Source organism: Pseudonocardia sp. CA-107938 (assembly GCF_050936315.1).
Classification (GTDB): Bacteria; Actinomycetota; Actinomycetes; order Mycobacteriales; family Pseudonocardiaceae; genus Pseudonocardia.
On sequence record NZ_JBNJNA010000001.1, the window covers coordinates 650,272 to 676,792 of the forward strand.

Sequence of the window (26,521 nt, forward strand, 5' to 3'; positions counted from 1 at the left end):
TGGCCTGCCAGGATGGCGCCATGTTGCTCGCCGACGTCGTCGCGGCGTCCGCCGCCGTGGGGGCCACCCGTGCGCGCACGGCGAAGGCCGCCGCGTTGGCCGAGGTGCTGCGCGCGGCTGCGCCGGAGGAGGTGGAGCCGGCCACCGCGTGGCTGTCGGGCGAGACGCTGCAGGGCCGGCTGGGCACGGGTTGGCGCACGCTGGCCGCGCAGGGTGGCCGGGCGGCCGCGGAACCCTCGCTCACGGTGGCCGCGGTCGACGCGGCGTTCACCGCGCTGGCCGGCACGTCCGGCGCCGGGTCGACCGCGCGGCGCGCCGAGCTGCTCGGCGGGCTGTTCGACGCCGCCACCGCGGCCGAGCAGCAGTTCCTGCGCAGGCTGCTCACCGGCGAGATGCGGCAGGGCGCGCTGGAGGGGGTGATGCTGGAGGCCGTCGCGGCGGCGTCCGGCGTGCCGCCCGCCGTCGTGCGCCGCGCGTTCATGCTCTCCGGCCGGCTGCCGGCCACGGCGCGGCTCGCGCTGGAGGGCGGCGCTGCGGCACTGGAGGCGGTCCGGTTGGAGATCGGCCGGCCGGTGCGCCCGATGCTGGCCTCACCGGCGTCGTCGCTCGACGGGGCTCTGGGCGAGCTGGGCACCGAGGTGAGCGTCGAGTACAAGCTCGACGGCGCGCGGATCCAGGTGCACCGCGCCGGCGACGAGGTGCACGTGTGGACGCGCACGCTGCGCGAGATCACCGAGCACGTGCCGGAGCTGGTCGATGTGGTGCGCGGGCTGCCGTGCGAGCAGGTGGTGCTCGACGGGGAGACGCTCGCGCTCGCCGACGACGGGCGCCCGCGCCCGTTCCAGGAGACGATGAGCAGGTTCGGCTCGGAGGTGCACGAGCTGCTGCTGCGGCCGTGGTTCTTCGACTGCCTGCACCTCGACGGCACCGACCTGCTCGACGAGCCGCTCGAAGCGCGCCTGGCCGCGCTGGAGCGGGTGGCCGGCGAGCACGTCATGGCCGGCGTGCGGCGGCCGTCTGCGGAGGAGGCGGCGGCCCTGCTCGACCGGGCGCTCGACGCCGGCCACGAGGGCGTCATGGTGAAGTCGCTCGCCGCCCCGTACGCAGCGGGGCGGCGCGGCAAGGCGTGGCAGAAGGTCAAGCCGGTGCACACGCTCGACCTGGTGGTGCTCGGTGCGGAGTGGGGCTACGGGCGGCGCACGGGCAGCCTCTCCAACATCCACCTCGGCGCCCGCGACCCCGACGGCGGCGAGCCGATCATGGTGGGCAAGACGTTCAAGGGCATGACCGACGAGCTGCTGGCCTGGCAGACGGCCACGTTCCCCGGGCTGGCGCGCAGCGAGGACCGGCACACCGTGATGCTGCGTCCTGAGCTCGTCGTCGAGATCGCGCTCGACGGCGCCCAGCGCAGCACCCGCTACCCGGGCGGGGTGGCGCTGCGCTTCGCGCGGGTCGTGCGCTACCGGCCCGACAAGACCCCGGCGGAGGCCGACACGATCGACGCGGTGCGGGAGCTGCTGCGGGAATGAGCGAGCGCGCGCAGCTCCGACCGAGCGCCGGCGCGGGAGGGCGATGAGCCTGCTGTGGTCGTTCCAGCCGCCGGCCGCGTCGCTGAGCTGGAGCGCGACGGTCGCATCGTGGGCAGGGTGCGGGAGGTCCGGTCGTCGCCGCGTGACCTCGCTGACGTCGACGGGTCGCGGCCTGCATGAACGGGCCGCGCACGCGTACAGTTCTCTTTCCGTGCGCTACCTCGACGGGCAGGACCCCTCCCAGGATCTGACGTACGACGACGTCTTCCTGGTTCCGTGCCGTTCCGACGTGACCTCGCGGTTCGACGTCGACCTCACCGCTCCCGACGGTTCGGGCGCCACCGTGCCGGTGGTCGCGGCGAACATGACGGCGGTGGCGGGGCGGCGGATGGCGGAGACGCTGGCCCGCCGCGGCGCGCTGACGGTGCTGCCGCAGGACGTCGCCACGGACGCGGTCGCCGAGATCGTCGCGTGGATCAAGCAGCGGCACCCGGTGTGGGACACCCCGCTCACCCTCGGCCCGGGTGACGCGGTCGCCGAGGCGCTGTCGCTGCTGCCGAAGCGGGCGCACCACACGGTCGTCGTGGTCGACGACGGCGGGCGCCCGATCGGCACCGTCGACGAGGCGGCGTGCACCGGGGTGGACCGCTTCACCCGCCTCTCCGAGGTGCTCGACCCCGTCGGTGTGGCGTTGCCGCTGAACACGCCGCCGCGGGAGGTGTTCGACGCGCTCGGCGGGCGCGGCGTCGCGCTCGGCGTCGACGCAGACGGGCGGCTGGCCGGCCTGCTCACCGCGCTCGGCGCGCTGCGCGCCGGCATCTACCAGCCCACGCTCGACGCCGAGGGCCGGCTGCGCACCTCGGCGGCGATCGGCATCAACGGTGACGTCGCGGTGAAGGCGAAGGCCCTGCTCGACGCCGGGGTGGACGTGCTGGTGGTCGACACCGCGCACGGCCACCAGGCGAAGATGCTGGAGGCGCTGCGCACGGTGCGCCAGGTCGTCACCGACTCCGGCGCGGCGGTGCCGGTGGCTGCGGGCAACGTCGTGACGGCCGAGGGCGTGCGTGACCTGGCCGCGGCCGGCGCCGACATCGTCAAGGTCGGGGTGGGGCCGGGCGCGATGTGCACCACCCGCATGATGACCGGGGTCGGGCGCCCGCAGTTCTCGGCCGTCCTGGAGTGCGCGGCCGCCGCGCGCGAGCTGGGGGTGGCCGTCTGGGCCGACGGCGGGGTGCGGCACCCCCGCGACGTGGCGCTGGCCGTCGCCGCGGGCGCGTCCGCCGTCATGATCGGGTCGTGGCTGGCCGGCACCTACGAGTCGCCCGGTGACCTGCTGCGCGACGAGGCCGGCCGCCCGTACAAGGAGTCGTTCGGGATGGCGTCGAAGCGGGCGGTGTCGGCCCGCACCCGCGGCGACGGCGGGTTCGACCGGGCCCGCAAGGCGCTGTTCGAGGAGGGCATCTCGGCGTCGCGGCAGCTGCTCGACCCGCAGCGCCCCGGCGTCGAGGACGTGCTGGACGGGATCTGCGCGGGCGTGCGCAGCGCCTGCACGTACACCGGCGCCCGCACGCTGTCGGAGCTGCACGAGCGCGCGGTGGTGGGCGTGCAGACCACGGCCGGGTTCACCGAGGGCACCCCGCACGGCCTGTAGTCAATCGGTCGTGGGCCAGTCCCAGCCCAGCTGCAGGAACATCCCGAGCCGGTCGCTGACGGCCCGGAGCTCGACGATCCGGCCGTCGCGCACCGTGCAGATCCAGATCTGCTCCACCTCGAACACGCGCCCGGTGGGGCGGGGCATGCGCGGGTGCGCCCCGGTGTGGCGGCCGCGCACGATCAGTCGGGCGACCACCGTGTCGCCTTCCGCGATCAGCTGGACGGGCCGGAGTGTGCACTCGCCGAAGGCGGCCAGCTGGGCGCGGAAGGCGTCGAACGCGGCCCCGGGCACGTCGGGCTCGCCGTGAATGACCTGTTGTGGTCGATCACATCGGCGGCCAGGTAGCGCGGCAGGTCGGCGACCCTCCGCTCGGAGAGGGCGGTGAGGAGATCCCGGACGAGCTGCTTGTTCTCCTGGCTCACGGCCACCTCTCTTACAGCGTAAGTGTTGTTGCGGACGATTACTCTTACGGCGTAAGTTTCGACAAGTGGCTCCTCGACGTACCCGCGGCGAGCGCGTCGGTCTCACCCGCGCCCGCGTCATCGACGCCGCACTCGCCATCGTCGATCGCGACGGACTGGCGGCGCTCTCGATGCGCCGCCTCGGCACGGAGCTGGGCGTGGAGGCGATGACGGTCTACCACCACGTCCCCGGCAAGGAGGCGGTCCTCGACGGCCTCGTCGAACGGGTGCTGGCCGGCGCCGGCGAGATCGAGGGCGACGAGTGGTCCGGCGCGCTGCGCACCTACGCCGTGTCCCTGCGCGCGGCCTTGCTGGCACACCCCGGCGTTCTGCCGCTGGCGTTGTCGCGTCCCGCGACGACGCCCGAGGCCCTCGCACTGGTCGAGCGCGGGCTGCACCTGCTCACCACGTCCGGGTTCGAGATCGGCCGCGCGCTCGACCTGCTGAACGCGCTCACGGTGCTGGTCGTCGGACACACCATCGCGGAGGCCGCGATCAGCGACGCCCCTGCCGCGGACTACGCCGACCTTCCCCTGCTCAGACAGGCAGCGCTGATGGGCGTCGGAACGTCGGACGAAGCGCGGTTCCGGTTCGCGGTGGACGCGCTGCTCGCCGGCGCCGCACCGCGACGATGACACCTCACACAGCGGCGGGCCCCTTCACACACGTCCGGACGTGTGTGAAGGGGCCCGCCGGTGTGTGACGTCAGCTTTCGGGGCCCTCCAGCATCTCCGTCACCAGCGCCGCGATCGGGCTCCGCTCGCTCCGCGTCAGCGTCACGTGGGCGAACAACGGGTGGCCCTTCAGTGCCTCGATCACCGCCGCGATGCCGTCGTGCCGGCCGACGCGCAGGTTGTCGCGCTGCGCCACGTCGTGGGTGAGCACGACGCGGCTGGCCGTGCCGAGCCGGGAGAGCACGGTGAGCAGGACGTTGCGCTCCAGGCTCTGCGCCTCGTCGACGATGACGAACGCGTCGTGCAGCGAGCGGCCGCGGATGTGGGTCAGCGGCAGCACCTCGAGCATGCCGCGGGCGATGACCTCCTCGAGGACCTGCTCGCTCACCAGCGCGCCGAGGGTGTCGAAGACGGCCTGCGCCCAGGGCGCCATCTTCTCGCTCTCGCTGCCCGGCAGGTAGCCGAGCTCCTGCCCGCCGACGGCGTAGAGCGGCCGGAACACGACGACCTTGCGGTGCTGCTGGCGCTCCATCACCGCCTCCAGTCCGGCGCACAGCGCGAGCGCCGACTTGCCGGTGCCGGCCCGGCCGCCGAGCGACACGATGCCGACCTCGGGATCGAGCAGCAGGTCGAGCGCCACCCGCTGCTCGGCGGAGCGCCCGTGCAGGCCGAACGCCTCCCGGTCGCCGCGCACCAGCCGCACCCGCTTGTCCGACCCGACCCGGCCCAACGCGGCCGAGCCGCCGCCGGTGAGCCGCAGCCCGGTGTTGGTCGGCAGCTCGCCGGCCGCCGGCAGGTCGACGACGCCGTCGCGGAAGAGCGCGTCGATGTCGGACGCCATGACCTCGACGTCGGCCATGCCGGTCCAGCCGGACGGCACGACGTCCAGCGCGTGGTACTCGTCGGCGGTCAGGCCGACGGATGCGGCCTTGACCCGCAGCGGCACGTCCTTGGTGACGAGGACGACCTCGCCGCGGCCGTCGGCGCACCGCTCGGCCGCGAGGTTGAGCGCGCAGGCCAGTATCCGGCTGTCGTTCGCTTCGGTGCGGAAACCTGCTGGTAGGACGTTCGGATCGGTGTGGTTGAGCTCCACGTGCAAGGTGCCGCCGGCAGTGCCGATCGGGATCGGGCGGTCGAGACGGCCGTGCTGGACGCGCAGCTCGTCGAGCATGCGCAACGCCGTTCGCGCGAACCAACCCAGTTCGGGGTGGTGGCGCTTGCCCTCCAACTCGGAGATGACCACGAGCGGGAGGACCACTTCGTGCTCGTCGAACCGGGTCAGTGACCACGGGTCGGCGAGCAGGACCGAGGTGTCCAGCACGTAGCAGCGGACTTCCGAGGCGGGGGCGTTACGACGATCAGTCACGTGGGCTCCCTCGTGGGCGCGACACCGCGCCCACTCTCTGGTGGGCCGGCCGGCCCTGGCGGGACGTGATCGACGACCTGGAGCTCGCCGCCGATGACGCCCGCGAGGGCCGGGTGCCGGCCCCCTCGGGTGCTAACACCACGACCAGGGCCTCCCCGGGCGGTCCGATCGGGACGGGCCGCCGAGGAGAACGCTACCGGCGGTCACCCGGGTGCGGTCAACTGCAACTCGGTGGACGGTCATGATCGGAAACCGCGAATTAACCCGCGGTTCGTCCGTTCGTCGCGCTAGGCCAACCGCCCAACCTGTCGCCCGTCTGCCGCATGGACGCATGCGCTGAGCCACACGGAGCAGTCGTCGCACGGTCGCCCGCTGGGCCGCACCGGGCACCACCCGCAGAGGTTACGGCTCGATCGGGTGGTTGTCGGCTACGCACGGTCAATACCCGCGCCTCCGCCATTGAATGGCGCCGATTCGTTGTCGCCTCAAGGTGGTAGTAACCGAACCCAACGTATTCGACACACCCGATGGTGGTACGAAGATTGTCTCACCGAGATCACAGAGCTAGCTTTTCCTACCGTCAGCGCCGGCTCCCCCCAGTTGCGCTGATCGTGAAGGAAACGACCGCGGTCGGATCCGCTCGACCCAACAGGAGATAACGTGCTGAAGAAGGCTGGAATCGTCGTGGCCGGCGCCGCCGCCACGCTGCTCGCGGTGAGCCCGCTCGCCTTCGCTGGCGACAAGGGCGGTGACGACCACCACGGTCACCACCACAGCAGCTCGGCCACCAACAACAACGGCAAGTCCTCGAAGGGCGGCCTGCTCAACGTCTCGGACAACCAGTTGGTCGTGCCGATCCAGGCGTGCAACAACGACGTCCCGATCCAGGGCGGGCTCGGCCAGCTCCAGGTGCCGGTCAAGGAGGTCACGGGCGCGCTGAGCGGCGCACTGGCGCTCTTCGGCACCGCGGACTCGGACGTCGTCCAGACGACCGACAACTCGCGTGAGTGCGGCGACAACACGGGCACGGCCGGCGACAACTTCGACCAGGACGTCGACTGACCTCCCGCCACGCCTGAAGAAGGGCGCCGGATCCTCGGATCCGGCGCCCTTTTTCGTGTGTTCCGACCAATGGCGAAGACATATCCGGCCGGACGGCGTCGGGGTACGCGACACGCCGGGGCCGATCGGGGGTTCTCCTGGTCTCCTTGGGGGACCCATCGATCACGCACTGTCGAGGATCCACCCGTGATCGGGCGCCGCCACCCTCGTCCGGGACCGCCCGAACGAAGGCGCATCCGCACGGAAAGTATTTCCTTCACACGAAGGTGGTAATGAACTTGGAACGGCATTGAGAGAGCCGTTACGTTCTTTGCGGTCGACGCGGGCTCCCCACTCGAGCGTCGATCCCGAAAGGAATCCGGCCACGGCCGGGTCCGCTTGACTCAACAGGAGATAACCGTGCTGAAGAAGGCTGGAATCGTCGTGGCCACCGCGGCGGCAGCGCTGCTCGCCGTGAGCCCGCTGGCGTTCGCCCACGACGCCGACACCAACAACAACGGGTCCAACTCCAGCGGCCTGTTCAACGTGTCGGACAACAACGGCGCGTTCGCCGGCCAGGTCTGCAACAACGACGTCCCGATCCAGGGCGGCGTTCTCCAGGGCCAGGTCCCGGTCAAGGAGATCACCGGTGCACTGAGCGGCGCGCTGGGCATCTTCGGCTCCGGCACCGCGGTGACCGACCAGGACACCGACAACTCGCGTGAGTGCGGCGACAACACCGCCGACGCGGGCGACGACGCCACCCAGGACGTCGGCTGATCATCAGCTGATCGCCTGAAAGGGGCGCCCGACCACCAGGTCGGGCGCCCCTTTCGCGTGTGCGGGGTCAGGAACCGAAGCGCCGGTGCCGGGCCGCGTAGTCGCGCAGGGCCCGCAGGAAGTCCACCTTGCGGAACGCCGGCCAGTAGGCGTCGCAGAACCAGAACTCCGAGTGCGCCGACTGCCACATGAGGAAGCCGGAGAGCCGCTGCTCCCCCGACGTGCGGATGACGAGGTCGGGGTCGGGCTGGCCGGAGGTGTAGAGGTTGGCCGCGATGTGGTCGACGTCGAGCACCTCGGCGAGCTCCTCGATCGACGTGCCGCTCTCCGCGTGCTGCAGCAGCAGCTTGCGCACGGCGTCGGCGATCTCCTGGCGCCCGCCGTAGCCGACGGCCACGTTCAGCTCCAGGCCGACGCGACCGGCAGTGCGCTCCGCCGCGGCGGACAGCCGCTCGGCCATCGGCCGCGGCAGCAGGTCCAGCGCACCGACGACGCGCAGTCGCCACCGCCCGTTCGGGCCCGCGAGCTCGTCGACGACGTCGCCGATGATCTCCAGGAGCGGCTGCAGCTCCTCGTCCGGCCGGTTGAGGTTGTCGGTCGAGAGCAGCCACAGCGTTACGACCTCGACGCGCGCCTCCTCGCACCACGCGAGCAGGTCCGCGATCTTCGCCGCGCCGGCGCGATGGCCGTCGTTGACGTCCAGCAGCCCGGCGTCGCGGGCCCAGCGGCGGTTGCCGTCGAGCATGACCGCGACGTGCCGGGGTCGCTCGGCGACGGTGCGCAGCTCCCGTCCGAGTCGACGCTCGTAGAGCGAGTAGAGCAGGTCCCGCGCCGCCACGGTGGACCACACTAGTCGGTGGGTTCCCGGAGCGCGGACGCGCGGATCGTCGGAGGTAGGTCCGGTCACACCCGTGGGCAACCCAGGCGCGGCGCACTACCCTCGCAGGGGTGACCAGCGGGACCATCGACACCGGGACCCCGGTGCTGGTCAAGCCGCGGCTGCGCGGCTGGCTGCACCTGTGGTCCTTCGCCGTCTCCATCGCCGCCAGCGCAACGCTGATATCGCTCGCCGCCTCGCTCGTCGGCGGGGGCGCAGCGCTCGCGACGGCCGTCTACAGCACCACGATCCTGGGCCTGTTCGGGATCAGTGCGGTCTACCACCGCCGGACGTGGCGCACCGAACGCGGGCGCTTCGTGATGAAGCGCCTCGACCACTCGATGATCTTCCTGTTCATCGCGGGCACCTACACCCCGATCGCCGCGCTGGCCATGGCACCCGCGACGGCCCGCTGGGTGCTGATGGTCGTGTGGATCGGCGCGCTCGCCGGCGTGGTGCTGAAACTCCTGTGGCCGCACGCGCCATCGTGGTTCGCCGTTCCCGTCTACATCGCGCTCGGGTGGGTGGCGGTGTTCGTGCTGCCCGACATCCTCACCCACGGCGGGGTGGCGGCCCTCGTGCTGATCCTGGTCGGCGGGCTGGCCTACACCGCCGGCGGGATCTTCTACGCCACCCGCTGGCCGGACCCGTGGCCGCGCGTCTTCGGCTACCACGAGTTCTTCCACGCCGCGACCGTCGTGGCGGCCATCTGCCACCACGTCGCGATCTGGCTGGTGCTGTTCCGCTAGGAGCGTCGGACGGCGCGGGAGAGCACCGCCGTCGCCAGCATCAGCACCGCCGGGATGAACAGTGCGCCGGTCAGGCCGACGAAGCCGACGGCGCCGCCGATGACCGCGGGTGCGACGAAGCTGCCGAGGTAGCCGAGGGTCGTCACCCGGGCCACCGCCACACCCGTCCCGACACCCGGCTGATGGCCCGCCGCGCCGATCGCCAGCGGCAGCATGGTCGACAACCCGAGCCCGAGCAGGCCGAACCCGACGAATCCGGCCGCCACGTCGTCGACGAGCAGCGCGCCGATCAGGCCCGATCCGCCGACGACGGCGCTGACCGCGAAGAGCCGCTGCTCGCCGAGTCGATCGCTCAGGTGGTCGCCGAGCAGCCGGCCGGCGGCCACGGCGGCCAGGAAGACGGTGATCACGGCGGAAGCGACGGCGTTGGGCGAGCCGAGCTCGTCGCGCAGGTAGACCGCACTCCAGTTGCCGGCGGCAGCCTCGGCGAACGTGAGGCAGAACGCCGCGACGCCGAGCAGGAGCAGCGGCCGGGTCCACCCGTGCCGCCAACCGGACGGGGCGGGTTGCGCAGCCGTCCGCGACGGCCGCTGCGCATCGGGCGTCGTCAGGCCCGGGCCGGCGTCCGACTCGAGCACCGGGGGCAGGAGGACGCGAGCGGTCAGCAGCCCGGCGACGACGATCGCCGCGCCGGCGCCCATCAGGTGGGCGGTGCGCCCGACGTCGAGGGCAGCGGCCCCCACGCCCACCGCGGAACCCGCGATGCCGCCGACGCTGTGCATGGCGTGCAGCCGGGAGAGCAGTGGCCGGCGCAGCGCGCGCTGCGCGGCCACTCCCGACGAGTTGATCGCGATGTCGACGACGCTGTTGACCACGGCGAACGGGACGACCGCTGCGGCGAGCAGGAGCAGGTCGGGTGCCAGCCCGAGCAGGGCGAGCGTGCCGCCGAACAGCGGCATCGACCAGCGCAACGCGGCGCGGCTGCCGCTCCTGGGCACGAGCCGCCCACCGAGCTGCAGCCCGAGGACCGCGCCGATCTCCAGCAGGACGAACGCCACCGCGAGCTGGGCGACGGTCAGGCCGAGATCGGTCTTCACCGCCGGGACGCGGCTCGCCCAGGTGCCGTAGCCGAAGCCGGTGAGGAAGAACATCCCCGCCGTCGCCCACGTCGCGCGCACCGTGATCCGGTGCCATCGCCGGGCCCGCTGCTCGCGCAGCGCCGTGACCCGCGCCTCGGACGTGCGCCGATCCACAGCCACGGCTCCCCCACCTCGTGACGGCGATACCCGTCGGGCGGAGCGGCAAACCCTGGCTACTGCGGGTCGGAGTCCCCGGTCGGGCCCTTGCTCCGCAGCTCGTCGACCTTGGCCATGGCCTCGCGCAGCTCCGTGAGCCACTCGTCGGCGTGCTGGCCGACGAGCCGGACGGCCCAGGCGAGCGCGTCGGAGCGGGACCGGGCCACACCGGCGTCGACGAGGGTGTCGAGGACGATCCGCTCCGGCTGGCGCAGCCGGGTCATGACCGGCACCGAGGCCACCGTGAACAGCTCCTCGACGTCGCCGATCCGCGCGCCCCAGGCGACCTTGCGGCCGTAGCGGTGCTCGGCCTGGCGGGCGATCTCGATGCGCTCGTCGCGGGTGGACTCGCGGAAGCGGGAGATGCGGCCGGCCGCGGCCGCTGCTCGTTCGGCGCGTCCGGTGTCGGTGTCGGCGTACTCGCCCTCGACGGGCGCCAGCTCACCGACGATCAGGATCTCCTCGCGGTCGATCGTGACCTCGGGCGCCGAGGTGAACCACCCGTCGGGGAGCCGCCCGGCGAACCACGCCTCGACGTCCTCCGTGCCGGGCAGGTCGGCCTGCTGCCATCCGCCGCGGCCGGGACCGCGTCCGCCGCGCCCGTGTCCGTGCCAGCCCCTGTGCATCCGTCCCGTCATCTCCACGCCTCCCGTATCGCGTGATTACGAGATTACACAGATGCACGCGTAACGGGGCCCCGTTCACCGCAGGCGAACCAGAGCCTCCGCCACCTCGGCCGCGGTCGTCACGGGCCGGTCGCACACGAACCCGCGGCACACGTACGCCGCCGCCACGCCGTCCACGAGCGGGCGCCCGGCGAGCAGCGGCACCCCCGGCTCGTCGGGGTCACCCGCGACGACGACGCTGCCGCCCGGCGCCGCCCGCCGCGCCGCGGCCACCAGGTCCGGGCCCGCCCCGACCACGGCGACCTGCAGCGGCCCCCGCAGCAGCGCTTCCGCCACCGTCAGCCAGTGCCCCGCGAACCGCGGGTGCCGCCCGAGGATCGCCCCGGCACCGCGCAGCGCCGCCTCGGCCCGATCGCGGTAGTGCCCGCCGTCGTGCACCAGCACCGACGCGGTGAGCAGCGCGGACGCCAGCGCCGAGCTGCCGCACGGGGTGGCGTTGTCGGTGATCTCGCGGGGCCGGTGCAGCAGCTCCTCGGCGTCGTCGGCGGTGTCGAAGAACCCGCCCGGCACGTCGGGATCGGCGAACCGCGCGAGGGTGACGTCCAGCAGGTCGGTGGCAGCGGCCAGCCAGCGCCGCTCGCCGGTGGCCTGGTGCAGCGCGAGCAGCGCGTCGGCCAGGCACGCGTGGTCCTCCAGGACGCCCGCCGCGGTGCCGACCCGGCCCTGCCGCGACGAGCGCCGCAACCGCCCGTCCACCAGGTGCAACCGCAATAGCAGCTCCGCCGCCTCGACGGCCGCCGCGACCCACGCCGGGCGCTCCAGCGCCGCGCCTCCCTCGGCCAGCGCCAGCACGGCCAGCGCGTTCCACGCGGTGACGACCTTGTCGTCGCGCGCCGGCTGCGGACGCCGTGACCGCGCGTCCAGCAGCGCGGCCCGCACCCGCTGCCAGCGTGCCGGATCGTCGGGGTCGGTGCGCAGCTGCAGCGTCGACGAGCCGTGCTCGAACGTGCCCGCCTCCGTGACGGAGAGCAGCTCCGCGGCCCAGTCACCGTCGGCGGTGCCGAGCACCTCGCGCAGCTGGGCGGGCGTCCACGCGTAGGTCAGGCCCTCGACGCCGTCGGCGTCGGCGTCGAGCGCGGAGGCGAACCCGCCCTCGGCCGTGCGCAGGTCGGCGAGCAGGAACGCCGCCGTCTCGTCGGCGACGCGCAGAGCGAGCGGGTCGCCGTCCAGCCGCGCCCGGTGCGCGTACGCGCGCAGCAGCAGCGCGTTGTCGTAGAGCATCTTCTCGAAGTGCGGCACCACCCAGCCGGCGTCGACGCTGTAGCGGGCGAACCCGCCGGCGAGCTGGTCGTACATGCCGCCGCGGGCCATCGCGCCCAGGGTGGCGGAGGCCATGTGCAGCGCCGGTTCGGATCCGGTGCGCTCGTGGTGGCGCAGCAGGAACTCGCACGTCATCGACGGCGGGAACTTGGGCGCACCGCCGAACCCGGCCGCCGCGTGGTCGAACTCGCCGGCCAGCGTCTCGACGGCGGTGGCGACGGCGTTCTCGTCGACGGGCGTCGGTGGCAGCGCGGCGCCGGCGTTGTCGGCGAGCCGGCCGGCGATCTGGCCGGCGGCGCCGCGCACGCGCGCACCGTCCTCCCGCCAGGCCCGCGCGATCGCGTCGAGCACCTGCCGGAAGCTCGGCATCCCGTGCCGCGGCTGCGGCGGGTAGTAGGTGCCGCAGTGGAACGGCTCGCCCGCGGGGGTGAGGAAGCAGGTCATCGGCCAGCCGCCCTGGCCGGTCATGGCCTGGGTGGCGGCCATGTAGACGGCGTCGATGTCGGGCCGCTCCTCGCGGTCCACCTTGATCGCGACGAAGCCGGCGTTCACCAGCCGGGCGGTCTCGGCGTCCTCGAACGACTCGTGCGCCATGACGTGGCACCAGTGGCAGGCCGCGTACCCGACGGAGAGCAGCACCGGCACGTCCCGACGCGCCGCCTCGGCGAACGCCTCGTCCGACCACTCCCACCAGTCGACGGGGTTGTCGGCGTGCTGGAGCAGGTACGGGCTCGTGGCGGTGGCCAGCCGGTTCGGCATGCCACCAGCCTCTCAGGAGCCCTTGTGCTCGGCATCCTCGGCGGACTCGCCCTTCTCCGGCGGGTCGAAGCTCTCCGGCAGCCGCTTGATCCGCTTCGTCATGCCCCGGATCAGGAACACGGTGGCCACCGCGAGCAGCAGGATCACCACCAGCGCGACGGGCGAGGCCTTGCCGAACTCCTCGCCCTTGCCGGGCGGCGGCTCCGGGTTCTGCGCAGGGACGAGCACGGTGGTCGCGGCCCACGGGCCGGCGCCGGGCTCGATCGCGACGAGAAGCACCGGGTCAGGGTACGCGGGCCGGGAACAGCTCGTAGACGTGCCCGTCGGGGTCCTGCACGTAGAGCCGCCGGGCGCCGTCGGCGGTGTCGACCTGCCCGTCCCACCCGAAGCCGGGCCCGCGTCCGAACGGGATGCCCGGGCGCTCGGCCAGGAGCGCGAGCGCCGCGTCGAGGACGGCGTCGTCGACGCGGAACGCCCAGTGCCCCGGAGCACCGACCGGGACCCGGTCGTCGAAGTCGAGCGTGGTGTCGGCGTTCACGTCGACCGGGACGAACGGACCGGTGGGCTCGCCGGCGATCAACCCCAGCAGCTCGGCGAGGAAGGCCGCGCCGGCGTGCCGGTCGGTCGTGCGCACGATCGCGTGGTCGAGGGCGATGGCCATGACAGCTCCTTTGCGTGCGTTTCGCACCCAATATACATGCGATCCGCACGCGATAGGCTCGCGTCGTGTCTCGTCCCGACGGCGGCCCCGCCCTGTTCCGCCTGGTCCGCTTCTGGTCCCGCCGCTGGTCGACGCCGCCGTCGCTGGCCGACGAGCGCGTCCGCCACGTGGAGGTGCTCGCCGCCGTCACGGCCGCGGGTCCGCAGCCGACCATCGGCGCCGTCGCCCGACAGCTCGGGATCGACCGGTCGGGAGCCGGCCGGTTCGTCCGCGACGCGGTGGAGGCCGGCCTGCTGGAACGGCGTGCGGCCGACCCCGACCGCCGCCGGGCCGCCGTCGCGCCCACGGCGGAGGGCACCGCCCTGCTCGACGCGGCGCTCGACTGGCAGCGCGCGGCCTTCGCCGAGCTCACCGCCGGATGGGAGCCGGCCGATCGGGACCGGTTCGCGGGCTACCTGCAGCGCCTCGCCGACGAGCAGGGCGCCTGACTCACGGCGCCGCGACGAGCCGGGTCAGCGCGTCCCCGTCGAGGCGCATGACCTCGATCTCGTCCAGCCCGCGGGCGGCGAGGCGGCGGTAGAAGCGCAGCGCCGGCTCGTTGGTGCGCAGCACCCACCACTCCAGCCGGCCACCGCCACGGGCCACCGTCAGCTCGGCGAGGTGGCGCAGCAGCGCCAGCCCGATGCCGGCGCCGCGGAACTCCTCGGCCACGTACAGGTCCTCGAGGTGGATGCCCGGCCGTCCGACGATCGTCGAGTACGTCGGGTAGTGCAGCGCGAACCCCGCCGGAACGCCACCGACCTCGGCGACGACCGCCTCGGCCACCGCAGCCGGGCCGAACAGGGCCGCGGTCAGGCCGTCCGGGCGGGCGGTCACCTCGCCCGGGAACTCCTCGGTCGCCGCGAGCTCCACGACGAACCGGTGCAGGGTCGCGACATCGGACGGCACGGCCGGGCGCAGGATCAGGTCCACGTCGCGATCGTCACACGGGCTCGCCGGCGCGCCTGACCGGGCGTGCAACGCTGAGCCCATGCCGAAGAAGGTCGTCATCGACTGCGATCCCGGACACGACGACGCCATCGCGATCCTGCTGGCCCACGGCAACCCCGAGATCGAGCTCCTCGCGGTGACCACCGTGATGGGCAACCAGACGCTGCCGAAGGTCACGCGCAACGCGCGCGTCGTCGCCACGATCGCCGGGATGACGGGCGTGCCGATCGCCGCCGGCAACGCGCGGCCGCTGGTCCGCGAGCTGGAGGTGGCGGAGTCGATCCACGGCGATTCCGGCCTCGACGGGCCCGTCCTGCCCGAACCGACCGTCCCGCTCGACCCGCGGCACGCCGTCGACCTCATCATCGAGACGGTCATGCGCGAGCCCGCCGGCACGGTGACGATCGTGCCGACGGCGGCACTGACCAACATCGCCATGGCCGCCCGGCGCGAGCCGCGCATCGTCGAGCGGGTGCGCGAGGTGGTGCTCATGGGCGGGGCACTCGCCGGCGGCAACTGGAGCGCCACCGCCGAGTTCAACATCGTCACCGACCCCGAGGCCGCGCACATCGTCGTGCACGAGCCCTGGCCGGTCACGATGATCGGTCTCGACGTCACCCATCAGGCACTGGCCACCCCGGACGTGCGCGAACGCATCGCCGCGATCGGCACGGCGCCGGCCCGGTTCGTCGGCGAGGTGCTGGACTTCTTCGCCGCCACCTACCTCGCAGAGCAGGGTTTCACGCACCCGCCCGTGCACGATCCGTGCGCGGTGGCGCGCGTGATCGACCCCGCGGTCGTCACGACGCGGTTCGCGCCGCTCGACATAGAGCTCTCCGGCCGGCTCACCACGGGCATGACCGTTGCCGACCTCCGCGGTCCGGCCCCGGCCGGCTGCACCACGCAGGTGGGCATCGGGCTGGACCGCGACCGCTTCTGGGACCTCGTCGTCGACGCGCTGGAGCGCATCGGTGAGGTCAGTGCAGCTCCACCGGTCCCGTCGGGGTCTCCAGCACCGCGGTGAACGTGCGCGGGCCGGCCGCCACCGTCAGGTCGGCGCGCACACCGAGCGCGTCCAGCCACGAGGCGACGGCGGCGGGGTCGGGATGAGTGGCGCGCAGGTCGACGAGCCGCGCACCCGGCGCCGCGGACGCCGCCGGGTGCGGGGTGTCGGCCCAGTCGATGAGGAACGGCACCAGCCCGTCCAGCTCGGGGGCGGGCGGCGCGGTGAGCCGCCACGCGAGCCGGACGCCGTCGGGCCGGTCGCGATGCATCTCGTGCGCCGGCCCGGGATCGTGGCCGGCTGCGCGCGCCGCGGCGATCGCGGCGTCGATCCCGTCGACGCGGACCGCCCAGGTGAGCAGCCGCTCGCTGGTCAGCGTGTCGATGCCGAAGGGCCGTGGCCCCTCGGGAACGGGTTGCTCGAGATCAGGTCCGATCACCTCGAGGTAGGCGCCGCCACCGAGATCAGCCAGGTGGTTGCGGGTGCCGAGGCCGACGTGCCGGCCGCCGGGCGAGAGCGCGACGCCGAGCGCGGAGAGCCTGGCGACGGTGCCGGCGAGCTCGGGCGTGCCGTAGACGAGGTGATCGATCACCGATCCAGTCAAGCACCCGCTATCCTTGTCCACGATAGAGACAACGTTGCGGAGGTTGCGATGACCGCGTACCACTTCCTCGGCTCACCTGCCCTCGCCGAGGCGTTCGGCGTGCACCCCGAAGCCGTCGCGACCTGGCGGAAGCGCTACCCCGCCGGCAGCCCGCACGCGTTCCCCGAACCCGACGTCGACATCGACGGCGACCCCGGCTGGGCGCCCGAACGGCTGCCCGAGATCCTCGACTGGCGCGCCCGCCTGCCGCGCCGCACCGAGGAGGTGTTCCCGCTCGTCTCGCAGGGCGCGTACCTCGAGGCCGCCACCGACCGCGGGCTCTACCTCTACGAGGCGACCAACCTGCTGCGCGCGCTGGCCGAGGAGCGACCCGACCTCGGCGAGCAGGAGCTCGCCGGGTGGATCGTCGACCGCTGGAGCTGACGGCTACCGGCGGCGGGCCGGCAGGTGCCGGGCCACCACATCGGCGAGGCAGATGACGACCTGACCGATCACCACGCACGTCAGCACGGCCGCCAGCACCGGCTCCCGGGTGCGCAGCACCAGCGCCACCGCCGCCACGACGGCCACCAGGCCGAGCGTGCCGACCCGCAGCCACACGTCGGCGCGGGCCTGGGAGTCGATCGGGCTCAGGCGACTCTGGAAGAGGCTCATGGTGTCTCCGCAGGGGGCGTCCGGAGCACCAGTGTGGCACGTATCGTCGCGATCATGACCGATGACGGGCTCGTCGAGAGCCTCCGCGCGGCGGAGCGCCGGCTGCAGGCCGCCCAGCTCGCGTCCGACGTCGACGTGCTCGACGAGCTGATCGACGACGAGCTGCTGTTCACCGGGCCGGACGGGAGCCAGCACACCAAGGCCGACGACCTCGCCGCCCACCGGGGCGGACAGCAGCAGCTGGAGCGCGTCGAGGAGGTGGACCTGCGGGTTCGCCTGGCCGGGTCCACCGGCGTCACGTGGTTCCTCGGCGACCTCACCGGCACCCTCGGCGGCGCGCCGTTCGCGGCGCGGCTGCGCTACACGCGCACCTGGGCCCACGGGGACGCGGGCTGGCGGCTCGTCGCCGCGCACGCCACGATCGTGCCGTCGGACGGGTAGCGGGGGCTCTATCGTTCAGCCATGTCGAACCGGGACGCCGTGATCCGCGACCTCGAGCTGGCGGCCACGGCGCTGGAGCGGGCCGCCGCGCACTGCCGCGCGGCCGCCGAGTACCTGCAGCACGGTGACGCGCCGAAGATGGGCGTGCACGCCTTCGCCGCGCACGGCGACGCCCGCCGCGGCCTCGACGCGCTCGGCTGCGCGGCCATGGCGCACGCCGCCACCTCGCGGGTGGCGGGCGACGACTGAGGGGCGTCAGCCTCCGGCGATCGCCAGAGCCAGCTTCCGCATCGCCGAGGCCGCGCTGTCGCTGACCGACGGCCCGAGCACGGCGAGGCTGGACATCAGCGCCGCGATCTCGGGCAGATCCAGGTGCACCGGAACCGGTCGGGTTCCGTGAGCGAGCCGCACCCCGCCGCCGCGTCCCGGCCGGACCTCCAGCGGGACGCCGGAGAGCCGCAACCGCTCCACGTCGCGCGCGACCGTCCGCTCCGACACCCCGAGCTGCTCGGCGAGGGCCCCGGCCGGCAGCAGCCGCCCGTGCGCGGCGTGCAACCGCTCGATGAGCACCTGCTGACGCTCCACCCGGCGCAGGGCGAGATGGCCGTCGCGGGAGCTCGCGGCCAGGTCGGTGCGCGCGTTCATCCCGTCATCAAACACGTCACCGGCGTGGCAGGGTTGCGCCATAGCGTCGCTCCCATGAACGACGACACCGTCACCGAGTTCTTCAGCGCCTACCGGAAAGCACTGCTGGACAGGGACACCCGGGCCGTGACCGGGATGTACGCGGTACCTGCACTGATCGTCTTCCCGGGCAACTCGATCGCGGTGACCGACGCACAGCAGACGGCGGACTTCTTCGCCTCGGCGTGGAAGCAGTACGACGGCGTCGACGACGCCGAGCCCACGATCGCGGTCATGGCGGAGGCGCCCGGAAGCACCTGGGTCGACGTCACCTGGACCCACGGCGGCCGCGCGCAGGAACGCTTCTGCTACCAGCTCGTCGAGGAGGGTGCGGACCTGCGGATCGCCGTGCTCACCCCGATGGCACTCCCCGGCACGTAGATCGCTGACTAGAGTCAAGGAATGATCGACGCCGTGGCGCCGGGCCGACGGTTCGACCGCACGGTCCCCCAGCGAGTCGGCGCCCTCCACTCCGGCCGGTTCGTTGCTGGTGGCGACGCCGCACGGGGCGAGCCGTACGCGCACCACTGGTTCGAGAAGGAGATCTGATGCTGGAGCGCGTCGCCGCCCTCACCACGGCGCACGTCGCCGACGGCTGCGTCCGGGCCGGCGTGCCCGTCCGGTGCGGCCCGGCCGGCCTGCACGCGGTCGTACCCGGCCACCGGGTCGCGGGCCGCGCCTGCTCGGCACGCGGGCAGCGTCGACGTGTTCCTGGAGGCGTACGAGCTGGCCGGACCGGGTGACGTGCTCGTCGTCGACAACGCCGGCCGGTTGGACGAGAGCTGCGTCGGCGACCTCGCCGTGCTGGAGGCGCAGGCGGCCGGGCTGAGCGGCCTGGTGGTCTGGGGGCTGCACCGCGACACCGCCGACGTGCGCGCCATCGGCCTGCCCGTCTTCAGCCTCGGTGCGCTGCCCACCGGCCCGTTGCGGCTCGATCCGCGCCCGGACGGCGCGCTCGTGCAGGCTCAGGTCGGGGATTGGACGGTGACGCGCGACGACGTCGTCATCGGCGACGAGGACGGGGTGCTGTTCGTCCCGCTCGCCCGGCTCGACGAGGTGCTGGGCCTGGCCGAGACGATCCGCGACACCGAGCGCCGGCAGGCCGAGCGCATCCGCGCCGGCGACACCCTGCGCGACCAGGTCCGGTTCGCCGAGTTCCTGGAACGGCGCCGCACCGACCCCGGCTGGACGCTGCGCGACCACCTGCGCGCCGTCGGCGGAGCGATCGAGGTCTGACGCCGTCACCAGCCCAGTGGCTGCTGCCGCCAGCGCCGGTCGTAGCGGTGTTCCCGGTAGGCCTCCGCCAACGGCCGCCACAGCACGGCCACGAGCACTGCGACACCCAGGAGCCACCGCTTGCGTCCGATCAGGGCCACCAGCAGCACGAGGAAGGGCGGCCACGCGGGCAGGCGGTCGTGCGGCGACGGCAACACAGCGCCGCCGTAGAACTGGCGCTCCACCGCCACAACCGCGGAACCGTCCGCCATCCCGTGCCCACTCTCGACCGCCGCGCGAGACCGCGGGGGGCGATCTCCGCGACAGCGTGCCCTGCGCTAAGGCCGGTACGGCCGCTCAGCGGCAGGCTTTTACCGGGAATTTGCCCTGGACGGGCCGCGGCGCCGCGTCCCGCGATCGGCGTCACACAGCGTGACGCCGGCCGGACGGACAGCTGCGGCCGACGCTCACGAGGTGAGGTGGGCCACGAGGCGGACGAGGGCGTAGGCGCCCAGGCAGATGCCGACGACACCGAACCCCAGGCTCTCCGCAGTGGCCATGCGCTTCACGTGCGCGGCGTCGTCGTGACCGAGTGCCAGATCGCCCAGACCAGCGGCGCGATCAGGACGGGCAGAGGACCGCGTACCCGGCCAGGTCCCGCGGATCGACCAGCAGGACGACGGCGACGATGCCGAGCGACGAGACGACGGTCGACAACCACGCGAGACCGGCGTAGACCTCGCCCGGGAACATGTCCACCTGCGCGGCCAGGCGGAACGACGCGACCGCCGCTGCCGCCACGACGACGAGCACCGGGCCGATCCACCAGAGACCGCTCGGGCCGCTGACGGGCGACGTGCCCGCCAGAAACAGGAAGATCGACACGCCGACGCTCCACGCCAGGTCTCACGGCGGGAGTCGGCACACCACACGAGATCGACCCCTGCCCAGCTTCGCGCTGGTCAGGGGCCGATCTCGGAGGTGGTGGCGGGTAGAGGATTCGAACCTCTGTAGCTTTCGCGACGGATTTACAGTCCGCTCCCATTGGCCGCTCGGGCAACCCGCCGGGTGCGCCGTGGGCGCGGGAGCGAGCATACGACAGCCGGTCGAGGGGGTTTTGCAACACCCCCACCGGCAGGGAGGCAGGCATGGCGGATCCGTCGTTCGACGTGGTGAGCAAGGTCGACCGACAGGAGGTCGACAACGCGCTCAACCAGGCCGGCAAGGAGCTGGCGACGCGGTTCGACTTCCGCAACACGGGCAGCGGCATCGAGTGGAGCGGCGAGGAGGCGATCACGATCTCGTCGGACACCGAGGAGCGCGCGAAAGCCGCGATCGACGTCTTCAAGGAGAAGCTGATCAAGCGCGGCATCTCGTTGAAGGCGTTCGAGGTCGGCGAGCCGGCGCTGTCGGGCAAGACGTACAAGGTCACCGGGTCGCTGGTGCAGGGCATCTCGTCGGAGAAGGCCAAGGAGATCTCCAAGGCCATCCGCGACGAGAAGCTGAAGGGCGTGCAGGCGCAGATCCAGGGCGACCAGCTGCGCGTGTCCGGGAAGAAGAAGGACGACCTGCAGGCGGTGATCGCGCTGCTCAAGAGCCGCGACTTCGGCATCGCGCTGCAGTTCACGAATTACCGCTGAGGCGTGCCCGGCCGGCAGCCACGAGCTGGGCCGCGCCGGGTGTCGGGTAGAAAGCAGCGCATGACGGACGGTCCGTGGCAGTGGTCGACGAACGTCCCGCGCGGCACGTCCACGTGGTGCCACGCGTGCGAGGGCAAGGGTGCCGTGCTGATGCCGCGCATGGGCATGGCGGACGGCGAGGCGATCCCGACCGCGCAGATGCAGGAGTGCCGCGTCTGCGACGGCTCCGGGCGACTGGCCGGGTTCCAGGCCCCGGTCTGACGTGCGGAGCATCTTCGCGCGGATGACGTGGCCGTGGCCGCACGGCGCCCTGCACGTCTACGCGCTGCCGGGCGAGCGGTTGCAGGCCGCGCTGGAACCGTTCCACGAGCCGATCGCCGCGACGGGGTTCTGCGCGCCGCAGCCGCCGGAGTTCCTGCACGCGACCATCACCCGCTTCCCCTGGTTCCTGGACGATCCGACGATCCCGGCGATCGCGGACGTCACGGCGGCGGTGGCCGACGTGGCGTCGAGCCATGCCCCGTTCACGGTGGAGCTGAGCGGTCCGGGGATCACCGAGTACGGGGTGGTGGTCGACGCGCCGCCGCCCCCGCAGTGGGACGCGCTGGTCGACGGCGTGCGGGCGATCCCGGCGCGCCTCGACCCGGGCCGGGAGATGCCGAACCGGCCCTACGCGCCGCACGTCAGCGTCGGCTACGGCGTCGCCGAGGGTGACGGCGAGGTGCTGCGCGCCCCGCTCGCCGCGGTGCCGGCGCCGGGCCCGTTCGTGCTGGACGTTCGCGAGGTGCACCTGCTGGCCGTGCGCCAGGAACCGGAGCGCGGGATCTTCAGCTGGGACCCGATCGCGGTGCTGCCGCTGAGCGGGTCCGGCAGCTGAGGTGGTTCCTCGCCTCCGGGATGGCAGCCGACGGAGGGGTAGGGCAGGCGCCGCCCGCAGCGCAGACCAGCCTGGGCGCCGAGATCCCGGACCCTCAACTGCCGGGCCCTCCCCGAGTAGGGAACGCTGACGGGCATGGCCCGGCGCACCAGTTCCCGCAAGGCACCGAAGCTGCGACCGGATCCGCCGCTGGGCCCCGAGGAGTTCGACCCCGCGCCCGCGGAGGTGGAGTCGGGCGCCTTCTGGGACTGCGTCGAGGCCGGCCCGGACCTGGTCGTGCCCGAGCACGTGCCCGGATGGCGGGTGCAGGAGAGCCGGCTGGTGGGCGTCGACCTGGCCGGACGGCGGCTGAGCGGGCTGGTGATGCGCGACACCGAGCTGGTGCGCTGCGACCTCTCCGGCGCCGTGCTCGACGGGGCGGGCCTGGAGCGGGTGGCGTTCACCGGGTGCCGGCTCACCGGCACCGTGCTCTCCGGCACGCGCCTGACGGACGTGCTGATCGCCGACTGCCGGGCCGACCTGCTGAACCTGCGCATGGCGGACGCGTCCTCGCTGGTGGTGGAGGAGTCGAACCTGCGCGGCGTGGACCTCTACGAGCTGACCGCGCAGAACTGCGCGTTCCTCGGCTGCGACCTCACGGGGGCCGTGCTCGACAACGCCAAGCTCACCGGCACCCGCCTGCACCGCTCGACGATCGCCGACGTGCGCGGCGCGCTCGCGCTGCGCGGCTGCGTGATCGGCCCCGACCAGCAGTTGCCGGTGGGTGTGGTGCTGCTCGACGCGCTCGGTATCGATGTGACCGACTGATCAGGCACTCATCGGCGCCACCTTCCGCCGGCACGCCTGCGCGTAGGCGACCGGGGTGAGGCCGATGGCGCGGGTGAAGTCGCGGATGAAGTGCGACTGGTCGAAGTAGCCGAGCTCGGCGGCGACCTCGGCCCACGGCCGGTCGTGGTCCTCCGCGAGCCGCGCGGCCGCCTCGTGCAGGCGGTAGCGGCGCAGCACCCACTTCGGGCTGACCCCGACGTAGCGCGCGAACAGCCGCTGCAGGCTGCGCATCGGGATGCCGAAGCGCTCGGCGACCTCCTCGACGCGGGTGACCTCGCGGTCGACCAGCAGCGAGCGCACGATCCGCTGGACGAGCTCGACCTGCGGGTCGGGCGCCGGCCACCGCGCCGCGAGGAACGCCTCCGCCAGCGCGACCAGGCCGTCGAGCGCCGGTTCGGCATCCAGCGCCACGGCCAGCTCCGCCGCGTCGGGACCCCAGAGCCGTTCGGCCGGCAACGCGCGCCCGAACAGGTCGGCGATCGGCGCACCGAGGAACGGCAGGAACCCGCCGGGCCGGAACTTGATGCCGAAGACGCGTCCGCGGCCGCGGTAGGTGTAGGTGAACCGGTCGTGCGTGACGCCGTAGACGGTGAGCCGGCCCTGGTCGAGCACCACGTTGACGCTGGGGTTGGGCAGCAGGACGACGTCGGCGCTGCGGCCCGCCGGCACGTCCCACGTGACCCGCCAGAAGTGCTCGACGAGCGTGGCGAGCGGCGGGGCGGGCGGCACGCGGTCGAGCGTGAAGTCGACATCGCGAACGCCGAGCACGCCGTACTCGCTCATCGTGCTGAGTTCGGGGTCGGCCACGGCCCCATCATGCCGCGCGGCACCGACGGAACCTGTTGACAAATTTTCTTGTCAATGCGACCGTCGAACGGTGCTCGACCTCGACGTCATCACCGATCCGGCAGCCGCCGGGATCTCGCTCGACCCCGTCCGGGCGCGGATCCTCGCCGAGCTGGCGAGCGCGCCGGGCTCGGCGTCGAGCCTGGCCCGGGCGCTCGGCATCCCCCGCCAGAAGATCAACTACCACCTGCGTCAGCTGGAGGAGCACGGGCTCGTTCGCCTTGTCGAGGAACGCCGCCGGGGCGGCCTCACCGAACGCGTCCTGGAGGCCACGGCGGCCACCTACGTGATCTCCCCCGGCACGCTGCCCGGCGTGGCGCCCGACCCCGACCGGGCCCCAGACCGGCTCTCCGCGCGCTGGCTCGTCGCGGTCGCCGCCCGCACCGTCCGCGAGGTCGGCGAGCTGCTCGCCGGCGCGGCCGCCGCGGGCAAGCGACTGGCGACGTTCACCGCGACCACCGAGGTCCGCTTCGCCAGCGCAGCCGATCGCGCCGCGTTCGCCGAGGAGCTCGCCGCGGCCGTCACGGCGCTGGTCGGGCGCTACCACGACGAGAGCGCACCCGCGGGCCGCCCGCACCGGGTCGTGCTCGCCATCCACCCCACCCCCCACCGAGAGGAGCCCTGATGGGCCGCGAGTTGCGCAAGCAGATCGAGCTGGATGCCACGCCGGAGCAGGTGTGGGAGGCCGTCGCGACGGGTCCCGGCATCGCCACCTGGTTCGTGCCGAGCGCGGTCGAGCCCCACGTCGGCGGCACGGTCGCCCAGGAGTTCGGCGGACAGCTGACCGCCACCGGCACCGTCACCGCCTACGAACCCGGACGCCGGTTCGCCTACGAAGGGCCGGAGACCGACGGCCCGCGGTACGCGTTCGAGTTCCTCGTCGAAGGGCGCGACGGCGGCTCGACGGTGCTGACGTTCGTGCAGAGCGGCTTCCTCGACGGCGCCGACTGGGACGGCGAGTACGACGGCTTCGACAAGGGCTGGGACCTGTTCCTCGGCAACCTGCGCAGCGCGCTGGCGCACTTCCCCAGCCGGCCGGCGCAGACCGTCGTCGCGGTCGTCTCCACCGCGGGCTCGCGGGACGAGGCCTGGCCGCCGCTGCTGAGAGCGCTCGGGCTGGCCGGGATGCCGGCGCTCGGCGACGAGGTCACGCTGGCCGGTCCCCAGCCGGTCACCGGCGTCGTCGACGTAACCACGCCGGAGTTCCTCGGTGTGCGCTCCGCCGAGGCGCTGCACCGCATCGGCGCCGAGGGCGACGACGGCTGCGGGGTCAGCGCCTACCACTACTTCTACGGTGCGCCCATCGACCGCGCCGCCGTGACCGCCGCCTGGCAGGGCTGGCTGGACGGTCTGTTCCCGCAACCGGCGCGGACGTGAGCGAGCCATGGTGGGCCGGTCTGAAGAGCATCACGCTGCAGGTCGCGGGCGAGTCGCCGCGGCTGTGGCCGCCCACTGCGTCGGCGGAGTACCGGGCGGCACGCACCGAGCTGCTGCGCGCCGAGCAGGCCCTGCGCGACCAGGTGGAGGCCGTGGCCCAGCTGCGCCGTGAGCTGCCTCGCGGTGCCGCCGAGCCGGACCGCACGTTCGTCGGCGAGGACGGACCGGTCACCTTCGCGGAGCTCTTCGACGGCCACGACCAGCTGCTGCTCTACCACCTGATGCTGCACCCCGAGGACACCGACGCGTGCGCGGCCTGCTCGATGTTCGTCGACGGCCTGCGCGGCGTGCTGCCGCACCTCGCGCAGCACTGCGGGTTCGCGGTCGTCGCGCCGGCCCCGATCGCGACGCTCGCGGCGTGGGGGCGGCGGCGCGGCTGGGCCGGCGTGCGGCTGGTGTCGGCGCACGGCACCGGGTTCGTCGAGGAGCTGGGGCTGGCCGGCTCGCGGGGCGCGCTGTTCCCCGCGGTCAGCGTGCACGCCCGTGACGACGCGGGCCTCCGCCACGTCGTCACGGTCGCGGCGGACTTCCCCGACGGCACCTGGCGCGGCATGGACCTGCTCAGCCCGGTGTGGAACGCGCTGGACCTGCTGCCGTCCGGGCGCGGGGACTGGGACCCGGGGAACGGTTAGGAGCGCGGGCGGCGGGCCATCTCCTCGAGCCGCCGGATGCGGTCCTCGATCGGCGGGTGCGTGGAGAACAGGCGGGTCAGCTGCTCCCCGGCCCGGAACGGGTTGGCGATCATCAGGTGCGACTGGCTGGCCAGCTGCGGGTCGGGCGGCAACGGCGCGAGCTGGGTGCCGCGCTCCAGCTTGCGCAGCGCGGAGGCGAGCGCGAGCGGGTCGTGGGTGAGCTCGGCACCGCTCGCGTCGGCCTGGTACTCGCGCGACCGGCTCACCGCCATCTGGACGACGCCGGCGGCGATCGGGCCGAGGAACGCGATGAGCAGCGCGGCGATCGGGTTGGGCCGGTCGTCGTCGCTGCCGCCGAACAGACCGGCGAACATCGCCAGGTTGGCCAGCAGCCCGATCATCGACGCCATCGCGCCGGCGACCGACGAGATCAGGATGTCGCGGTTGTAGACGTGCGACAGCTCGTGGCCGAGCACGGCCCGCAGCTCGCGCTCGTTCAGGATGGCGAGCAGGCCGGTCGTGGCGCAGACGGCCGCGTGCCGGGGGTTGCGGCCCGTGGCGAAGGCGTTGGGCGCGTCGGTCGGGCTGATGTACAGCCGCGGCATGGGCTGGTGCGCGGTCTGAGCCAGCTCGCGCACGGCCCGGTACATGGCCGGCGCCTCGGCCTCGGTGACGGGCCGGGCGTGCATGGCGCGCAGTGCGATCGTGTCGGACCGGAAGTACGCGTAGCCGTTCATCCCGATGGCGACGACCGCTGCGATCAGCAGGCCGTTGCGGCCGAACAGCGACCCGAACAGCAGCACCAGGGCGCTCATCCCGCCCAGCAGCAGAGCCGTCTTCAGCCCGTTCATCTGCGAGTGCACGCCGATCCCGACCTC

General features: G+C 73.3%; 36 protein-coding genes, 1 tRNA gene and 1 pseudogene. 21 read left to right on the top strand and 17 right to left on the bottom strand.

The genetic code is table 11. From position 1 onward, the window contains the following. Window positions 1–20 precede the first annotated feature (20 nt). Together ACQEVB_RS03250 and ACQEVB_RS03255 are read left to right on the top strand one after the other, a co-directional pair. The gene (locus ACQEVB_RS03250; protein ID WP_432964712.1) at window positions 21–1,529 is read left to right on the top strand and encodes an ATP-dependent DNA ligase; all 1,509 of its coding nucleotides are present in this window, start codon (window positions 21–23) and stop codon (window positions 1,527–1,529) included. A 211-nt stretch (window positions 1,530–1,740) separates the two neighbouring features. Continuing rightward, window positions 1,741–3,180 (top strand): GuaB1 family IMP dehydrogenase-related protein, encoded by a 1,440-nt coding sequence (locus ACQEVB_RS03255; protein ID WP_432964715.1) that lies wholly within the window; start codon window positions 1,741–1,743, stop codon window positions 3,178–3,180. Here ACQEVB_RS03255 and ACQEVB_RS03260 read toward each other — a convergent pair whose 3' ends face one another. After that, window positions 3,181–3,474 carry an ester cyclase gene (locus ACQEVB_RS03260; RefSeq protein WP_432964717.1) on the bottom strand — a complete coding sequence of 98 codons (294 nt, stop codon included), beginning with the start codon at window positions 3,472–3,474 and terminating at the stop codon, window positions 3,181–3,183. Between the two features lie 196 nt (window positions 3,475–3,670). Between ACQEVB_RS03260 and ACQEVB_RS03265 the strand changes: the two genes are divergently transcribed. Continuing rightward, on the top strand, window positions 3,671–4,279 hold the full coding sequence (locus ACQEVB_RS03265) for a TetR/AcrR family transcriptional regulator C-terminal domain-containing protein (protein WP_432964720.1): 609 nt from the start codon (window positions 3,671–3,673) through the stop codon (window positions 4,277–4,279). A gap of 70 nt (window positions 4,280–4,349) precedes the next feature. Here ACQEVB_RS03265 and ACQEVB_RS03270 read toward each other — a convergent pair whose 3' ends face one another. After that, window positions 4,350–5,684 (bottom strand): PhoH family protein, encoded by a 1,335-nt coding sequence (locus tag ACQEVB_RS03270; RefSeq protein ID WP_432964723.1) that lies wholly within the window; start codon window positions 5,682–5,684, stop codon window positions 4,350–4,352. Window positions 5,685–6,344: 660 nt separating this feature from the next. Here ACQEVB_RS03270 and ACQEVB_RS03275 point away from each other — a divergent pair. Both ACQEVB_RS03275 and ACQEVB_RS03280 read left to right on the top strand, forming a co-directional pair. Next, entirely contained in the window at window positions 6,345–6,746 is a 402-nt protein-coding gene (locus tag ACQEVB_RS03275; protein ID WP_432964726.1) for a hypothetical protein, read from the top strand. Between the two features lie 399 nt (window positions 6,747–7,145). Further along, window positions 7,146–7,505: a hypothetical protein gene (locus tag ACQEVB_RS03280; protein ID WP_432964729.1), complete on the top strand. Its 360-nt coding sequence runs from the start codon at window positions 7,146–7,148 to the stop codon at window positions 7,503–7,505. A gap of 67 nt (window positions 7,506–7,572) precedes the next feature. Here the strand turns inward: ACQEVB_RS03280 and ACQEVB_RS03285 are convergent, their stop codons facing one another. Continuing rightward, a complete protein-coding gene (locus ACQEVB_RS03285; protein WP_432964732.1) occupies window positions 7,573–8,343 on the bottom strand; it encodes an isoprenyl transferase in 771 nt (256 codons plus the stop codon). 110 nt (window positions 8,344–8,453) lie between these two features. Here ACQEVB_RS03285 and trhA point away from each other — a divergent pair, with 110 nt between their 5' ends. Next, window positions 8,454–9,131 carry a PAQR family membrane homeostasis protein TrhA gene (gene trhA, locus ACQEVB_RS03290; RefSeq protein ID WP_432964735.1) on the top strand — a complete coding sequence of 226 codons (678 nt, stop codon included), beginning with the start codon at window positions 8,454–8,456 and terminating at the stop codon, window positions 9,129–9,131. Here trhA and ACQEVB_RS03295 read toward each other — a convergent pair. The 5 genes from ACQEVB_RS03295 to ACQEVB_RS03315 all read right to left on the bottom strand — a co-directional run bounded on the left by ACQEVB_RS03295 (window position 9,128) and on the right by ACQEVB_RS03315 (window position 13,792). Further along, a complete protein-coding gene (locus ACQEVB_RS03295) occupies window positions 9,128–10,390 on the bottom strand; it encodes an MFS transporter (protein ID WP_432964738.1) in 1,263 nt (420 codons plus the stop codon). The genes trhA and ACQEVB_RS03295 overlap by 4 nt on opposite strands. Window positions 10,391–10,443: 53 nt before the next feature. Continuing rightward, window positions 10,444–11,052, bottom strand: coding sequence for a hypothetical protein (locus ACQEVB_RS03300; protein WP_432980101.1), 609 nt, complete (start codon window positions 11,050–11,052; stop codon window positions 10,444–10,446). A gap of 75 nt (window positions 11,053–11,127) precedes the next feature. Next, window positions 11,128–13,131 (bottom strand): thioredoxin domain-containing protein, encoded by a 2,004-nt coding sequence (locus tag ACQEVB_RS03305; protein ID WP_432964741.1) that lies wholly within the window; start codon window positions 13,129–13,131, stop codon window positions 11,128–11,130. A 12-nt stretch (window positions 13,132–13,143) separates the two neighbouring features. Then, the gene (locus ACQEVB_RS03310; RefSeq protein WP_432964744.1) at window positions 13,144–13,410 is read right to left on the bottom strand and encodes a hypothetical protein; all 267 of its coding nucleotides are present in this window, start codon (window positions 13,408–13,410) and stop codon (window positions 13,144–13,146) included. 4 nt (window positions 13,411–13,414) lie between these two features. Continuing rightward, window positions 13,415–13,792 (bottom strand): VOC family protein, encoded by a 378-nt coding sequence (locus tag ACQEVB_RS03315; protein WP_432964746.1) that lies wholly within the window; start codon window positions 13,790–13,792, stop codon window positions 13,415–13,417. A 65-nt stretch (window positions 13,793–13,857) separates the two neighbouring features. Here ACQEVB_RS03315 and ACQEVB_RS03320 point away from each other — a divergent pair, with 65 nt between their 5' ends. After that, window positions 13,858–14,280 (top strand): MarR family winged helix-turn-helix transcriptional regulator, encoded by a 423-nt coding sequence (locus ACQEVB_RS03320; RefSeq protein ID WP_432964748.1) that lies wholly within the window; start codon window positions 13,858–13,860, stop codon window positions 14,278–14,280. Window position 14,281: 1 nt separating this feature from the next. On the opposite strand, the gene ACQEVB_RS03325 is transcribed toward ACQEVB_RS03320, so the two are convergent. Further along, window positions 14,282–14,764, bottom strand: coding sequence for an N-acetyltransferase family protein (locus ACQEVB_RS03325; RefSeq protein WP_432964751.1), 483 nt, complete (start codon window positions 14,762–14,764; stop codon window positions 14,282–14,284). 58 nt (window positions 14,765–14,822) lie between these two features. Here ACQEVB_RS03325 and ACQEVB_RS03330 point away from each other — a divergent pair, with 58 nt between their 5' ends. Further along, window positions 14,823–15,806 (top strand): nucleoside hydrolase, encoded by a 984-nt coding sequence (locus ACQEVB_RS03330; RefSeq protein ID WP_432964754.1) that lies wholly within the window; start codon window positions 14,823–14,825, stop codon window positions 15,804–15,806. On the opposite strand, the gene ACQEVB_RS03335 is transcribed toward ACQEVB_RS03330, so the two are convergent. Then, on the bottom strand, window positions 15,760–16,377 hold the full coding sequence (locus ACQEVB_RS03335) for a VOC family protein (RefSeq protein WP_432964757.1): 618 nt from the start codon (window positions 16,375–16,377) through the stop codon (window positions 15,760–15,762). The two genes, ACQEVB_RS03330 and ACQEVB_RS03335, sit on opposite strands and share 47 nt — an antisense overlap. A gap of 60 nt (window positions 16,378–16,437) precedes the next feature. On the opposite strand from ACQEVB_RS03335, the gene ACQEVB_RS03340 reads away from it, so the two are divergent. Further along, window positions 16,438–16,812, top strand: a complete 375-nt coding sequence (locus ACQEVB_RS03340) for a hypothetical protein (RefSeq protein WP_432964760.1) — start codon at window positions 16,438–16,440, stop codon at window positions 16,810–16,812. Between the two features lie 3 nt (window positions 16,813–16,815). Here ACQEVB_RS03340 and ACQEVB_RS03345 read toward each other — a convergent pair whose 3' ends face one another. Beyond that, complete coding sequence (locus ACQEVB_RS03345) at window positions 16,816–17,043, bottom strand: hypothetical protein (RefSeq protein WP_432964763.1); 228 nt, start codon at window positions 17,041–17,043, stop codon at window positions 16,816–16,818. A gap of 54 nt (window positions 17,044–17,097) precedes the next feature. Between ACQEVB_RS03345 and ACQEVB_RS03350 the strand changes: the two genes are divergently transcribed. Further along, entirely contained in the window at window positions 17,098–17,484 is a 387-nt protein-coding gene (locus ACQEVB_RS03350; protein WP_432964766.1) for a nuclear transport factor 2 family protein, read from the top strand. Between the two features lie 21 nt (window positions 17,485–17,505). Continuing rightward, window positions 17,506–17,733: a hypothetical protein gene (locus tag ACQEVB_RS03355; RefSeq protein ID WP_432964769.1), complete on the top strand. Its 228-nt coding sequence runs from the start codon at window positions 17,506–17,508 to the stop codon at window positions 17,731–17,733. A gap of 6 nt (window positions 17,734–17,739) precedes the next feature. On the opposite strand, the gene ACQEVB_RS03360 is transcribed toward ACQEVB_RS03355, so the two are convergent. After that, complete coding sequence (locus tag ACQEVB_RS03360) at window positions 17,740–18,129, bottom strand: helix-turn-helix transcriptional regulator (protein WP_432964772.1); 390 nt, start codon at window positions 18,127–18,129, stop codon at window positions 17,740–17,742. A 54-nt stretch (window positions 18,130–18,183) separates the two neighbouring features. Between ACQEVB_RS03360 and ACQEVB_RS03365 the strand changes: the two genes are divergently transcribed. The 3 genes and pseudogenes from ACQEVB_RS03365 to ACQEVB_RS03375 all read left to right on the top strand — a co-directional run bounded on the left by ACQEVB_RS03365 (window position 18,184) and on the right by ACQEVB_RS03375 (window position 19,404). Continuing rightward, window positions 18,184–18,549, top strand: coding sequence for a hypothetical protein (locus tag ACQEVB_RS03365; protein WP_432964775.1), 366 nt, complete (start codon window positions 18,184–18,186; stop codon window positions 18,547–18,549). Between the two features lie 21 nt (window positions 18,550–18,570). Then, complete coding sequence (locus tag ACQEVB_RS03370) at window positions 18,571–18,717, top strand: hypothetical protein (protein ID WP_432964778.1); 147 nt, start codon at window positions 18,571–18,573, stop codon at window positions 18,715–18,717. Continuing rightward, window positions 18,717–19,404, top strand: a pseudogene (locus tag ACQEVB_RS03375) (RraA family protein). Before ACQEVB_RS03370 ends, ACQEVB_RS03375 begins: the two are co-directional and overlap by 1 nt. A 5-nt stretch (window positions 19,405–19,409) precedes the next feature. Here ACQEVB_RS03375 and ACQEVB_RS03380 read toward each other — a convergent pair. From ACQEVB_RS03380 to ACQEVB_RS03390, 3 genes are all read right to left on the bottom strand, one after another. Next, on the bottom strand, window positions 19,410–19,655 hold the full coding sequence (locus ACQEVB_RS03380) for a hypothetical protein (RefSeq protein ID WP_432964781.1): 246 nt from the start codon (window positions 19,653–19,655) through the stop codon (window positions 19,410–19,412). A 349-nt stretch (window positions 19,656–20,004) separates the two neighbouring features. Then, on the bottom strand, window positions 20,005–20,268 hold the full coding sequence (locus ACQEVB_RS03385) for a hypothetical protein (RefSeq protein ID WP_432964784.1): 264 nt from the start codon (window positions 20,266–20,268) through the stop codon (window positions 20,005–20,007). Between the two features lie 97 nt (window positions 20,269–20,365). Further along, window positions 20,366–20,449: transfer RNA gene (locus ACQEVB_RS03390), tRNA-Tyr, on the bottom strand. 82 nt (window positions 20,450–20,531) lie between these two features. Here ACQEVB_RS03390 and ACQEVB_RS03395 point away from each other — a divergent pair. From ACQEVB_RS03395 to ACQEVB_RS03410, 4 genes are all read left to right on the top strand, one after another. Continuing rightward, on the top strand, window positions 20,532–21,023 hold the full coding sequence (locus tag ACQEVB_RS03395; protein WP_432964787.1) for a YajQ family cyclic di-GMP-binding protein: 492 nt from the start codon (window positions 20,532–20,534) through the stop codon (window positions 21,021–21,023). A 60-nt stretch (window positions 21,024–21,083) separates the two neighbouring features. Beyond that, window positions 21,084–21,284 (top strand): hypothetical protein, encoded by a 201-nt coding sequence (locus ACQEVB_RS03400; RefSeq protein ID WP_432964790.1) that lies wholly within the window; start codon window positions 21,084–21,086, stop codon window positions 21,282–21,284. 22 nt (window positions 21,285–21,306) lie between these two features. Further along, window positions 21,307–21,900: a 2'-5' RNA ligase family protein gene (locus tag ACQEVB_RS03405; protein ID WP_432964793.1), complete on the top strand. Its 594-nt coding sequence runs from the start codon at window positions 21,307–21,309 to the stop codon at window positions 21,898–21,900. 135 nt (window positions 21,901–22,035) lie between these two features. Next, window positions 22,036–22,707: a pentapeptide repeat-containing protein gene (locus tag ACQEVB_RS03410; RefSeq protein WP_432964796.1), complete on the top strand. Its 672-nt coding sequence runs from the start codon at window positions 22,036–22,038 to the stop codon at window positions 22,705–22,707. On the opposite strand, the gene ACQEVB_RS03415 is transcribed toward ACQEVB_RS03410, so the two are convergent. Beyond that, the gene (locus ACQEVB_RS03415) at window positions 22,708–23,535 is read right to left on the bottom strand and encodes a helix-turn-helix domain-containing protein (RefSeq protein ID WP_432964799.1); all 828 of its coding nucleotides are present in this window, start codon (window positions 23,533–23,535) and stop codon (window positions 22,708–22,710) included. 70 nt (window positions 23,536–23,605) lie between these two features. Here ACQEVB_RS03415 and ACQEVB_RS03420 point away from each other — a divergent pair, with 70 nt between their 5' ends. The 3 genes from ACQEVB_RS03420 to ACQEVB_RS03430 are packed head-to-tail and all read left to right on the top strand — an operon-like array spanning window position 23,606 to window position 25,643. After that, window positions 23,606–24,199 carry an ArsR/SmtB family transcription factor gene (locus ACQEVB_RS03420; RefSeq protein ID WP_432964802.1) on the top strand — a complete coding sequence of 198 codons (594 nt, stop codon included), beginning with the start codon at window positions 23,606–23,608 and terminating at the stop codon, window positions 24,197–24,199. Then, window positions 24,199–24,951 carry an SRPBCC family protein gene (locus tag ACQEVB_RS03425; protein WP_432964805.1) on the top strand — a complete coding sequence of 251 codons (753 nt, stop codon included), beginning with the start codon at window positions 24,199–24,201 and terminating at the stop codon, window positions 24,949–24,951. The genes ACQEVB_RS03420 and ACQEVB_RS03425 overlap by 1 nt, the downstream gene beginning before the upstream one ends. Further along, window positions 24,948–25,643: a DUF899 family protein gene (locus ACQEVB_RS03430; protein WP_432964808.1), complete on the top strand. Its 696-nt coding sequence runs from the start codon at window positions 24,948–24,950 to the stop codon at window positions 25,641–25,643. The genes ACQEVB_RS03425 and ACQEVB_RS03430 overlap by 4 nt, the downstream gene beginning before the upstream one ends. Here ACQEVB_RS03430 and htpX read toward each other — a convergent pair. After that, window positions 25,640–26,506, bottom strand: coding sequence for a zinc metalloprotease HtpX (gene htpX, locus ACQEVB_RS03435; RefSeq protein WP_432964811.1), 867 nt, complete (start codon window positions 26,504–26,506; stop codon window positions 25,640–25,642). The genes ACQEVB_RS03430 and htpX overlap by 4 nt on opposite strands. Window positions 26,507–26,521: the final 15 nt, after the last annotated feature.